We start from the raw sequence: 11072 nt of genomic DNA, 5'->3' as shown, positions 1-11072 counted from the left end.
CGCTGACGCTCTCCAGCGCCGAGATGGCGGCGGCCGGGTACTCGGTGTCGGCCAGGTAGTGCGGGATCAGCAGGATGAAGCCGACCGTGGGCCGGCCCTGCTCGGCGAGCCGGTACTCCACCAGGTGCAGCGCGTTGGCCGGCACCTGCGTGTGCGGGCGCCAGACGGACATCGCCGAGGTGAGCTCCTCGCGGTTGCCGCTGACAGTGACGCCGATCGGGCGCGTGTGCGGCACGGGCATCGGGATCGAGTGCACCCAGGTCGTGCTGGCGACCCCGAAACGGTCGACCAGGTCGAGCAGCGCCTGGCTGAACTGCTCCCAGCGGAAGTCGGGCTCGAACCCGGCCAGCATGAGGAAGGGCTGCCCGAGCTCATCGCGGGCCAGGTGCACCCGGAGCGCCGGCGGCTGGTAGTCGGTGAGGTGGTCCTCGTCGAAGTAGATGATGGGGCGCCGCGAGCGGTAGTCCAGCAGCAGGTCGGCGTCGAACTCGGCGACGACCACGTGGTTCATGGTGCCGAGCAGGTACTCGGTGAACTGCCCGACCGCCCCGCCGGCATCGGCGAAACCGGTCAGGCCCGCAACGAGGTGCAGGCCCTCAGGCACACTGGCGGCATCCGGGGTCAATCGATACAGTTCACTCGCGTCGCGCATAGCAACATGCTATGCGTGCGGGGCGACGCCCGAACCGCAGAACGGCCATGCCGTGAGCGAACACCCTATTCCCGCGCGCCTAGCATTGGGGTATGACTTTCTCCCCTGCCCTCGTCAGCACCGAATCAGCCCTCAGCTCCGAGGCGGATGTGCTCCTGCTCGCGGCCGTCTCCGTCGACGGCGCCCCGGTGCTGCGCGCGCCGGACGAGTTCGCCGAGCTGGGCGGGGCGCTCGCCGCGCTCGGCTTCACCGGCGCTGCCGAGCAGCTGGTGCGCATCCCCGCCACCGTCGGCGCGGCCCGCAGCATCGCCGTTGTCGGCCTCGGCAAGACCGTCTCCGCCGACAGCCTCCGCGGCGCGACGGCTGCGGCCGTGCGCGCGCTGACCGGCGTCGAGACCGTCGCCATCGCCATCGCCACCGCGGATGCCGCAGAGGCCGCCGCCGTGCTGGAGGGCGCCGGCATCGGCAGCTACTCCTTCACCGAGTTCCGCAGCAGCACGCTGGAGCGCACCAAGACCCCGGCCGGCCAGATCACCGTGCACCTGGACGCGGAGGCAGCCGAGCTCGACGTCGAGTCCCTGCTCGGCCGCGCCGACGTGCTCACCGAGGCGTTCGCCCTGGTCAAGGACCTCGTCAACACTCCCCCCTCCGAGCTGTTCCCGGCCAGCTTCGCCGAGCGGGCGGAGGCCGCGGCGGAGGGCCTGCCGGTCGAGCTGGAGATCTGGGACGAGGCCGAGCTGGCCGCCGACGGCTTCGGCGGCATCCTCGGCGTCGGCCAGGGCTCGTCCCGCCCGCCGCGCCTCGTCAAGGTCAGCTACTCCCCCGAGCCGGCCGACGGCGGCAGCTTCAAGCACCTGGCCCTGGTCGGCAAGGGCATCACCTTCGACACCGGCGGCATCTCGCTGAAGCCCGGCGCCTCCATGGTCGGCATGAAGTACGACATGACCGGCGCGGCCACCGTGCTCGCCATCGCGCTCGCCGCGGCCAAGCTGGCGCTGCCCGTGCGGGTGACGGCCTGGCTCTGCCTGGCCGAGAACATGCCCTCTGGCACGGCGACGCGCCCGAACGACGTGCTGCGCATCCGCGGCGGCCAGACCGTCGAGGTGCTGAACACGGACGCCGAGGGGCGCCTCGTCATGGCCGACGGCCTCGCCGCGGCATCCGAGGAGCAGCCGGACGCCATCGTCGACGTCGCCACGTTGACCGGCGCGCAGATCGTCGCCCTCGGCAGCCGCTACTCGGCCGTGATGGGCGATGACGCCCTGCTGGCCCGGGTGCTCCAGGCCGCCAGCGCCGCCGACGAGAAGATCTGGCCGATGCCGCTGCCGGAGGAGCTCCGCGCCACCATCGACTCGGATGTCGCCGACATCGCCAACGCGAAGATCGGCAACCCGGCCGGCGGCATGCTGCTGGCCGGCGTGTTCCTGCAGGAGTTCGTCGGGATGCAGGCCGACGGGGAGACGAGGATCCCCTGGGCGCACCTGGACATCGCCGGCTCCTCGCACAATGAGGGTGCGGCCTACGGCGCGACCGGTGCGGGCCCGACCGGCGTGACCCTGCGCACTCTGCTCAATCTGGCCGAGGACTATGCCCGCCCGTAGTAGGCTCGTATGGGCAAGAAATGCTTGCCAAACACGCCTGCTCGCTGGCCACAAACCCGCGGAGCAGAACAGGCCGATCGACCTGATGCAAAGGGAGTAACTGAGTGTCCGAGCAGAATTTTGACATTGTCGTTCTCGGTGGAGGAAGCGGTGGCTATGCGGCCGCGCTCCGGGCTGTACAGCTCGGCTTCACCGTGGCCCTGATTGAGAAGGACAAGCTCGGCGGCACCTGCCTGCACCGCGGCTGCGTCCCGACCAAGGCCTTGCTGCACACCGCCGAGGTGGCCGACGTCGCCCGCGACGCTGCCAAGTACGGCGTCAACGCCACCCTCGACAGCATCGACATGACCACCGTCAACGCGCACCGCGACGGCATCGTGACGAGCAAGTGGAAGGGCCTGCAGGGTCTGATCAAGGCCCGCGGCATCACCGTCATCGAGGGCGAGGGGCGTCTCGTCTCCCCCACCAGCGTGCAGGTCGGCGCCGACACCATCGTCGGCAAGAACGTCATCCTGGCGACCGGCTCGTACTCGCGCTCGCTGCCGGGGCTCGAGCTCGGCGGCCGCGTCATCACGAGCGAGCAGGCCCTCACGCTCGACTACATCCCGAAGAAGGTCGCCGTGCTCGGCGGCGGCGTCATCGGCGTCGAGTTCGCCAGCGTCTGGAAGTCCTTCGGCGCCGACGTCACCATCATCGAGGCCCTCCCGCACCTGGTGCCGAACGAGGAAGAGTCGATCTCCAAGCAGCTCGAGCGCGCCTTCCGCAAGCGCGGCATCGAGTACTCGCTCGGCGTGCGCTTCCAGAGCGTCAGCCAGAACGAGTCGGGCGTCGTCGTCACCCTCGAAGACGGCAAGACCATCGAGGCCGAGCTGCTGCTCGTCGCCGTCGGCCGTGGCCCGGCAACTGCCGGCCTCGGCTTCGAAGAGGTCGGCATCACCATGGACCGCGGCTTCGTCATCGCCAACGAGCGCCTCGCCACGAACGTGCCCGGCGTCTACGCCATCGGCGACATCGTCCCCGGCCTGCAGCTCGCGCACCGCAGCTTCCAGCAGGGCATCTTCGTCGCCGAGGAGATCGCGGGCCTGAACCCGATCATCGTCGAGGACATCAACATCCCGAAGATCACCTACTGCGACCCCGAGGTCGCATCGGTGGGCTACAGCGAGGCCAAGGCCGCCGAGAAGTTCGGCGCCGACCAGATCTCCAGCTACGACTACAACCTGGGCGGCAACGCCAAGAGCTCGATCCTCGGCACCGCCGGCTCCGTCAAGGTCGTCCGCGTGAACGACGGCCCCGTCGTCGGGGTGCACATGATCGGTGCCCGCGTCGGCGAGCTCATCGGTGAGGCACAGCTCGCTGTCAACTGGGAGGCATACCCCGAGGACATCGCGCCGCTGATCCACGCGCACCCCACCCAGAACGAGGCCATGGGCGAGGCATTCCTCTACCTGGCCGGCAAGCCGCTGCACGCGCTGTAAGCGCCGCGCGCCCCGACTGCAATAAGCTCAGAATGAATAACGCTTTGAAGGAGACAATCGCATGAGCGAATCCGTCAGCCTCCCGGCACTCGGTGAGAGTGTCACAGAGGGTACGGTCACCCGTTGGTTGAAGAACGTGGGCGACCGCGTCGAGGTCGACGAGCCGCTGCTCGAAGTCTCGACCGACAAGGTCGACACTGAGATCCCGTCGCCGATCGCCGGCGTGATCGAGGCCATCCTGGTGCAGGAAGACGAGACCGTCGAGGTCGGCACCGCGCTGGTCACCATCGGTGACGGCTCCGGCGCCGCTGCGGCCCCCGCCGAGGCCCCCGCCCCGGCCGCCGCGCCCGAGCCCGTCGCCGCGCCCGAGCCCGTCGCTGCTCAGGCCGAGGCCCCGGTTGCCGCCCCGGCCCCCGTTGCCGCTCCCGGCCCCGCCGCGCCTGCTGCTCCGGCAGCTCCCGCCGCACCGGCCTACGCTCCGGCCCCGCCGGCAGCACCGGTCTACGTCCCGGCTCCGCCGGCCGCCGCCCCCGCTGCCGCCCCGGCCGCAGCACCCGCCCCCGCCGCCCCGGCAGCGCCGAGCGGATCGCACGCCTCCACCAGCGGCTACGTCACGCCGATCGTGCGCAAGCTCGCCAACGAGCAGGGCGTCGACCTCAACACCCTCACCGGAACCGGTGTCGGCGGTCGCATCCGCAAGCAGGACGTGCTCTCCGCACAGGCTCCCGCTGCCGGCGCCGTTGCCGCGGCCCCCGTCGTCGAGGTCTCGCCGCTGCGCGGCACCGTTCAGCCGATGTCGCGCCTGCGCAAGGTCGTCGCCGAGCGGGCCGTCATCTCGATGAACTCCACCGCACAGCTGACCACGCTGGTCGAGGTCGACGTCACCCGCGTCGCCATGCTGCGCGACAAGGTCAAGGCCGAGTTCCTCGCCAAGACCGGCAACAAGCTCTCCTTCATGCCGTTCTTCGCACTGGCCGCCGCCGAGGCGCTCAAGGCGTACCCGGTGATCAACGCCACCGTCGACGGTGACTCGATCGTCTACCCGGACCACGAGAACCTGAGCATCGCCGTGGACACCGAGCGCGGTCTGCTCACCCCCGTGGTGCGCGACGCGAGCTCGCTGAACATCGCAGAGCTGGCAGCCCAGATCGCCGATCTGGCCGGCCGCACCCGCGAGAACAAGCTCAAGCCCGACGAGCTGGCCGGCGGCACCTTCACGCTGACCAACACCGGTTCGCGTGGCGCGCTGTTCGACACCCCGCTGGTGTTCCTGCCCCAGGTCGCCATCCTCGGCACCGGTGTCGTCGTCAAGAAGCCCGTCGTCGTCAGCGACAACGGCATTGACTCGATCTCGATCCGCTCGATGGTCTACCTCGCCCTCTCCTACGACCACCGCATCGTCGATGGCGCAGACGCGGCCCGCTTCCTCACCACGGTGAAGGCGCGCCTCGAGGGTGCGGCGTTCGAATCGCAGCTCGGCTACTAGTAGTCGAACAGCTCTCGTAGCAGCCAACCGGCCTCGCCCCTGATCATCAGGAGCGAGGCCGGTTTCGCGTTGTCCCCCGCCTCTCCCCGGCCGCCTGTCGTCAGCGCGAGCAGGGCCGCGCCGCCGTTCTGCTCGACCAGGCTGAGCGAGGCGGGGTCGACGGCGTCGGGCAGCAGAACGGCCCCGCCCAGCTGTGCACGGCGGATGAGCGCGGCATCCGTCACCGCCAGCGGCCCGCCGGGATCCAGCACCCCGTCCAGGCAGAGCAGCGACGACTCCCGGAAGCAGCCCTCCCGTCGGGCGAGCAGTCGGGCGGCGGCCGCCACCGGCTCGGCCTCGACCCCTGCCTCGACCCCTGCCTGTGCCGCCGCGCCCGCCGGCGGAGGCTCCGTGGCCGGCGCGGCGGGCGCGGGCGTGGGCGCGACCGCCGCGCTCCCGTCTCCCCCGGGCGGCAGCAGCGTGATGGCGAGCACGAACAGCGCCCCGGCCAGCGCCGCCGCGACGACGACGGGCCACCGGTGGGCGTTCAGCCGGTCCCGCAGGGCACCGGCCAGCCCGTCCGGCAGCGCCCAGCCGCGCCATCGCGCGGCCGGCGGCCGGTTCGGCTCATCGGCACCCTCCGCGGCCGGCCGCAGGGGTTGCCCGGCCAGGCGCAGCGGAACGCCCGCGTGGCCGCGCGGATCGGCATCAGGGCGACCGAGACGCACGGCGAGGGGCCGGGCGAGGCCGAACAGCCGGCGCTCGAACTCGGCCGCGCACGACAGGAACGGGTGGGCCGCGACGCGCTCCCCCAACCAGTCCAGCAGCTCCTGCACCTCGTGCGGGGCGGCGCTGCCCGCATCGACGGCCCCGCAGACCAGGCGGGCGACGGCCGCCAGGCCCGCGTACTCGGCACGCAGCACCCGGGTGCGCTCGGCGCCCGTCGCCAGTGGGCTGGCCTCCGCCCAGCCGGCCAGGTGCGCCCGCCCCGCCGCGTCGAAACGGACGGCGCCGGCATCCACCGCCCCGTGGCTCCAGCCGTGCCGGTGCAAACGGTCCAGAGCGACGGCCAGCGGCGCCAGGATGGTGACCGCCTCCCCCGCGCGGATGTGCCCCCGCTCGGCGAGGAACTCGGCCAGGCTGGGGCCGTCATCACGCTCCAGCACGAGGCAGATCCGCCCGTCCGGCAGCGTGAGCACATCGTGCAGGGGGGCCGCCACGCCCGGCGGCAGCCCGCAGAGCACGGCGATCTCCCGATCCACCCGCTCGGCGTCCGCGCCCGCGTGGAAGACGCGCAGGGCGAGGGGGCCGGCGTCGGCATGGCCGAGGTAGACGGCGGCGCTCCGCCCGACTGCCAGCCGCCGGATCACCCGGTAGCCGGCGAGGTGCGCCGGCGCCGCGGCATCCGCGCCCCCGCGTGCGCCGGATGCGGCGGGCGCATCCACGTCCGCCCGTCCTCCGTCGCTTCGCCGCGTCCATCTCACGGGCCCATCCTGCGCCGAGAACCGGGCCGCGCCGGGCACCGGCCAGGGTCTGTGCAGAACTTCCGCGACCAGCCCCGCAGTGCATAACAGCCCACCCAGCTGAAGCGGTCACGGGGCCGCCGCCGACTCGGTATTCTAGAGAGCATGGCACGTAGCTCGGAGAAGTCTTCCACCCCCAAGCAACCCGGTCGCTTCAAGCAAATGTGGCAGGTCTTCCAAATGACCCGCCGCTACGACTCGAGCGCGCAGTGGCTCATGCTGCTCGGCTTCCTCGCCCCGATCATCGTCGGCGTGGTGCTTGGCATCGTGCTCGGCAACGGCAACGGTTTCACGATCGCCCTCTGGGTGGTCGCCGGTGTGCTCGCCGGCGTGCTGATCGCCCTGATCATCCTCGGCCGTCTCGCCGAGAAGGCCGCCTACTCGCAGATCGAGGGCCAGCCGGGGGCCGTCGGTGCCGTGCTGCGCAGCTCGCTGCGCCGTGGCTGGATCGGCAGCGAGATGCCGGTCGCCGTCAACGGCAAGACCCAGGATGCCGTCTACCGCGCCGTCGGCCGCGGCGGCATCGTGCTGATCGCCGAGGGCGCGTCCTCCCGCACCGCCCGCATGCTCGAGGACGAGAAGCGCAAGATCGGCCGGATCCTGCCGAACGTCCCGGTCGAGTTCGTGACCGTCGGCCGCGGTGAGGGCGAAGTGCCGCTGCACAAGATCCCGCGCAGCCTCTCCCGCATCAAGAACACGCTGAGCAAGGCCGAGGTGCTCGCCATCAACAACCGCCTGAGCTCGCTCGGCACCCAGCTGCCGATCCCCAAGGGCATCGACCCGTTCAAGGTGCGCCCGCAGCGCGGTCGCTAGCCAGCAACAACACGAGACGGATGCCGCAGCGCTGCGGCATCCGTCTCGTGCGTTAACGCCGACACCCGCGCGCTCGGGCCAGAGTGGAACCGATCGGCGACGAGCGGACATTCCAGGGTATGAGCACAAGCGACGAAGACGACTGGGCGCTGGCGTGTGCCGGCGACTCGGCCGCCTTCGGCGCTCTCTTCGACCGGCACCACGCCCGCGTGCTGCGGCACTGCCTGCGCCTCGTTCCGCAGGCGCACGAGGCGGAGGATGTCGCGGCCATGGTCTTCCTGGAGTGCTGGCGGAAGCGCCGCCAGGTGCGCTTCGTCGATGGCTCGCTGCTGCCCTGGCTGCTCGTGACGGCGACGAATGTCGCGCGCAACGCGAGCAGGAGCGCCCGCCGCTATCACGCACTGCTGGCGCGGTTGCCGGTGCCCGAGGAGTCGCATCGCCCCGATGATGCGGTTGACGAGGACGTCCGCGCGGCGTTTCTCGCACTGTCGGGCACAGACCGCGAGATTCTGACACTTCGCGTTCTGGAGGGGTTCAGCGAGGCCGAGGCCGCTCGCGCGTTGGGCATTGCCCTCGGAACGGCCAAGTCGAGGCTGGCCCGCGCGAAAGCTCGACTCGCGGCCGGGCTCGGAGAGGCTGATGTCCCCGCCGGTTTCGCGACACCCGCAGCCGCACCGCTCACGGAGGCACAACGATGAAAACCAATCCGGCACCCGATCGCACCTCCGCACTCCGCAGCGCCCTCCTCGACGAGCACGCCGCCCGGTATCGCCGCTCGAGGACCCGGCGGCGGCTGGTCACCGCCGCAACGAGCGGTGCGGCCGCCCTGGCCGTCGCTGTGACGGCAGGGTTCCTCGTGCCAGGGCAGAGCGCGCCGGGCGGCACCCCTCAGGCCGCCGCCCCCGTTCCTGGCTACAGTGCCGTGACCAGCGGCGGCACCGCCGACATCGTTGTCTTCGGATCCCCGGCTGAGCTCCTGCCGTATGCCAGCCTCGTGGTCACCGGGCGGGTTGTCGGTATCGATTCCCTCGCGGTCTCCGGAATCCTCGGGCCCGCCACCGTTCCGGTGCTGCGGCTCGATCAAGTCGAGACGACGCACGGCCAGCGCGAGCCCGGCGATCCGGAATCCGACACCATCGGCATCGTGCTGGAGTCCCCGGACCCGCACGTCGAGTACCTCCAGTCCGACGGCGCACTCGAACGGCTCTTCCCGCGGGGAACTCAGGTCGAGGCGTATCTCCAGCCCGGATTCGACTACGAGGGCCTGGGGGTCCTCGACCCCTGGCGCCCCGTGCCAGACCCGAGCGCGGCTCGGACGCTCGTCGGCTACTGGCCCGTGCACCCACAGGCGATGACGATTCAGCTGCCCGACACCGACGTCGTGTTCTGGCCGCTGTTCAACGGCGTCCCGGTCGTCGGTTTCGAGCCGCCCCAGGGCTAGGCGGGGATCACGAGGATCAGCAGCCATCTCCGGCGTCAACCGGGCTCCCGCCCGCCGGAGTCCAGGCGGAACGGCGGATACACGTCGGTCATCAGGCCGAGGTACGCGAGCGTCCGGTAGACCCAGCGGCTCACGCCGACCAAGAACTCGAACAGGGGGCGCGGGTACCGGCCGGTGACCAGCAGGAATATCCCCGCGATCACCACCAGCAGGTTGAACACGGAGTAGCCGCCGGTCGGTGGCCCGCCCTGCCAATCCAGGAACACGTCCCACGGGTAGAGCATGATGACGCCGACGAACAGGCCGATCAGCACCAGGTGCGGGATCCCGAGCAGCCATTTGACGAGCACGCGCGGGCGCGACAGGCGTTCGGGATAGTCAACAGAGAAATCCGCCGGGTAGTCGGTCTGGGCGAGCGTCATGGGCGGGTAGCGGTCGGTTCCGAGGCCGGCGTAGACGTAGAAGCCGACCCGCCAGTGCCAGCGGAACACGCCGACGGCGAAATCGAACAACGGGCGCGGATACCGCCCGGTCACGAGGATCGCGGCGCCGGAGACGACGGTGGTGGCCACGAGCGCTGCGGTGAGGCCGAGCAGGATCAGATAGTGCGGGATCGCAAGGAACATCTTCACCAGCCAGAGCCACCGAGAGAGCCGTGGGTCAAGGGCGGCCTCGAGCCGCACCGGGGAAGGGGTGATCATGGGCCGGGCCCTTTCGTGTGGAGTCGGCGTCAGCCGACGTCGATGACGACGTTGCCGCGCTTGCGGTTGGTGTCGACGCGCCGGTGCGCGGCGGTGATCTGCTCAAGCGGGTAGCAGCGCTCGATGACCGCACGGAGCCGACCCGCGTCCATGAGCCGGCCGAGGTGCTCGAGGTCTGATGCCAGGTAGGGACCGGGAGCGGTTGCGACCGTCAGCCCGTGTCGCCTCGCCTGCCCCGGTGCAGTGACGAGCGAGCGGAGGTTGCCCGCCACCAGCAGGACGGCCCCGCCGGGGTTCAGCACCGGGAGCACCCGGGACACGGGCGCGTTGCCGACACAGTCGATCACGTTGTCGTAGCGATCGCGCCCGCCTGCAAAGTCGGCGGCGTTGTAGTCGACGGTGCTGTCTGCCCCGAGCGAGAGCACCAGCTCGGCATTGCCGGCGCTGCTGACAGCGGTCACGTGGGCGCCGGCGGCGGCGCACAGTTGCACCGCCGCGGATCCGACGGCACCGGAGGCGCCGTTGACCAGCACGCTGCTGCCGGGCGCCACGCGCGTCTGATTGAGGAAGGCCCTGGCGGTGACGCCGCCGAATACCAGGGCCACCGCCTCGGCGAAGCTGGCGGTGGTGGGCTTGAGGGCGATGGCGCTGGACTCGTCGGCAACGGCGAACTCTGCGTGCCCGGCGAAACGGCTGCCGAGCATGGCGACCACCTCGTCGCCGGGCCGGAACCGGGTCACCCGCGCCCCGACCGACTCAACCACGCCGGCGACATCCATGCCGAGGATTGGCCGCCGGGGGCGCCTGACACCCAGGACCAGGGAGGACGGAAGTGCCAACCCCGCGGGCACGTCCTTGCTGCGTGCACGCCGGTCGGCGGCACTGACGGTGGTCGCCCGCACCCGGATCAACACCTCGGTGGCGCCGACCGCCGGCTGGGGCACCTGCTCGATGCGCACAACGTCCGGTCCACCGAAGCGGTGGTACACGGCGGCCCTCATCGGGTCACCCCGCTGAGAGCGGCACGGCGGCGGATGACCAGCTCGGCCACGGCCAGGTTGAGCGCCCACGCGGTGCCCATGACCACGGCGCGCGGAATCTCGCTGTGCGCGCCGAAGAGGATCCCCGAGGGAATCAGCAGCAGGGCCTGCGTGCCCGCACCGAGGGCGATGGCGTACGCCCGCGTCATCCATTCGCTGTGCGTGACGAAGTCCCGGCGGATGATGGCGCGAACCGCCAGCGCGATGCTCGCCAGCATCGCCGAGCCGAACAGCAGGCGCAGCACGAGCAGGGCGACGCCGTCTCCGGCGGGGAGCTGGTAGAAGACGGCCATCCACATCCCCGAGAGGGCCGTGAGCACGCCGGCGGGGATGAGGATGCGTCCCGCGGTGCGATGCC

The 11072-nt window shown here is 71.2% G+C and carries 11 protein-coding genes; 6 read left to right on the top strand and 5 right to left on the bottom strand.

What is annotated here, in order from left to right:
- The coding region (locus tag GY24_RS16005) for a proteasome assembly chaperone family protein (RefSeq protein WP_104477475.1) at positions 1–652 on the bottom strand (652 nt) is incomplete at its 3' end.
- Between the two features lie 92 nt (positions 653–744).
- On the opposite strand from GY24_RS16005, the gene GY24_RS16000 reads away from it, so the two are divergent.
- From GY24_RS16000 to sucB, 3 genes are all read left to right on the top strand, one after another.
- Positions 745–2253, top strand: coding sequence for a leucyl aminopeptidase (locus GY24_RS16000; protein ID WP_104477472.1), 1509 nt, complete (start codon positions 745–747; stop codon positions 2251–2253).
- Between the two features lie 104 nt (positions 2254–2357).
- Positions 2358–3731, top strand: a complete 1374-nt coding sequence (gene lpdA / locus GY24_RS15995; RefSeq protein WP_104477470.1) for a dihydrolipoyl dehydrogenase — start codon at positions 2358–2360, stop codon at positions 3729–3731.
- 61 nt (positions 3732–3792) lie between these two features.
- Entirely contained in the window at positions 3793–5217 is a 1425-nt protein-coding gene (sucB, locus tag GY24_RS15990; protein WP_104477468.1) for a 2-oxoglutarate dehydrogenase, E2 component, dihydrolipoamide succinyltransferase, read from the top strand.
- Here sucB and GY24_RS15985 read toward each other — a convergent pair.
- Complete coding sequence (locus GY24_RS15985) at positions 5214–6641, bottom strand: protein kinase family protein (protein WP_104477466.1); 1428 nt, start codon at positions 6639–6641, stop codon at positions 5214–5216. The genes sucB and GY24_RS15985 overlap by 4 nt on opposite strands.
- A gap of 183 nt (positions 6642–6824) precedes the next feature.
- Here GY24_RS15985 and GY24_RS15980 point away from each other — a divergent pair, with 183 nt between their 5' ends.
- The 3 genes from GY24_RS15980 (at position 6825) to GY24_RS15970 (ending at position 8973) form a co-directional block, all read left to right on the top strand.
- Positions 6825–7532 (top strand): DUF4191 domain-containing protein, encoded by a 708-nt coding sequence (locus GY24_RS15980; RefSeq protein WP_083364011.1) that lies wholly within the window; start codon positions 6825–6827, stop codon positions 7530–7532.
- A gap of 119 nt (positions 7533–7651) precedes the next feature.
- The gene (locus tag GY24_RS15975) at positions 7652–8230 is read left to right on the top strand and encodes an RNA polymerase sigma factor (protein ID WP_104477464.1); all 579 of its coding nucleotides are present in this window, start codon (positions 7652–7654) and stop codon (positions 8228–8230) included.
- Positions 8227–8973 carry a hypothetical protein gene (locus GY24_RS15970; RefSeq protein WP_104477462.1) on the top strand — a complete coding sequence of 249 codons (747 nt, stop codon included), beginning with the start codon at positions 8227–8229 and terminating at the stop codon, positions 8971–8973. The genes GY24_RS15975 and GY24_RS15970 overlap by 4 nt, the downstream gene beginning before the upstream one ends.
- Positions 8974–9008: 35 nt before the next feature.
- On the opposite strand, the gene GY24_RS15965 is transcribed toward GY24_RS15970, so the two are convergent.
- From GY24_RS15965 to GY24_RS15955, 3 genes are all read right to left on the bottom strand, one after another.
- The gene (locus tag GY24_RS15965; RefSeq protein WP_104477460.1) at positions 9009–9674 is read right to left on the bottom strand and encodes a DUF4389 domain-containing protein; all 666 of its coding nucleotides are present in this window, start codon (positions 9672–9674) and stop codon (positions 9009–9011) included.
- 29 nt (positions 9675–9703) lie between these two features.
- Positions 9704–10675 carry an NAD(P)-dependent alcohol dehydrogenase gene (locus GY24_RS15960; RefSeq protein WP_104477458.1) on the bottom strand — a complete coding sequence of 324 codons (972 nt, stop codon included), beginning with the start codon at positions 10673–10675 and terminating at the stop codon, positions 9704–9706.
- On the bottom strand, positions 10672–11072 hold a 401-nt coding region (locus tag GY24_RS15955; protein ID WP_133161225.1), incomplete at its 5' end, for a DUF2306 domain-containing protein. The genes GY24_RS15960 and GY24_RS15955, both read right to left, overlap by 4 nt.

Origin of the sequence: Microterricola pindariensis (genome assembly GCF_002936985.1) — a bacterium.
Classification (GTDB): Bacteria; Actinomycetota; Actinomycetes; order Actinomycetales; family Microbacteriaceae; genus Microterricola; species Microterricola pindariensis.
The sequence above is the reverse complement of the archived record's forward strand: the minus strand, read 5'-3'. Positions and strand labels throughout refer to the sequence as shown.

Excerpts from the sequence above, each read along its gene's own strand:
- GY24_RS16000 (WP_104477472.1), top strand. The coding sequence starts at position 745 with ATGACTTTCTCCCCTGCCCTCGTCAGCACCGAATCAGCCCTCAGCTCC.
- sucB (WP_104477468.1), top strand. The coding sequence starts at position 3,793 with ATGAGCGAATCCGTCAGCCTCCCGGCACTCGGTGAGAGTGTCACAGAG.
- GY24_RS15980 (WP_083364011.1), top strand. The coding sequence starts at position 6,825 with ATGGCACGTAGCTCGGAGAAGTCTTCCACCCCCAAGCAACCCGGTCGC.
- GY24_RS15975 (WP_104477464.1), top strand. The coding sequence starts at position 7,652 with ATGAGCACAAGCGACGAAGACGACTGGGCGCTGGCGTGTGCCGGCGAC.
- GY24_RS15970 (WP_104477462.1), top strand. The coding sequence starts at position 8,227 with ATGAAAACCAATCCGGCACCCGATCGCACCTCCGCACTCCGCAGCGCC.
- GY24_RS15965 (WP_104477460.1), bottom strand. The coding sequence starts at position 9,674 with ATGATCACCCCTTCCCCGGTGCGGCTCGAGGCCGCCCTTGACCCACGG.
- GY24_RS15960 (WP_104477458.1), bottom strand. The coding sequence starts at position 10,675 with ATGAGGGCCGCCGTGTACCACCGCTTCGGTGGACCGGACGTTGTGCGC.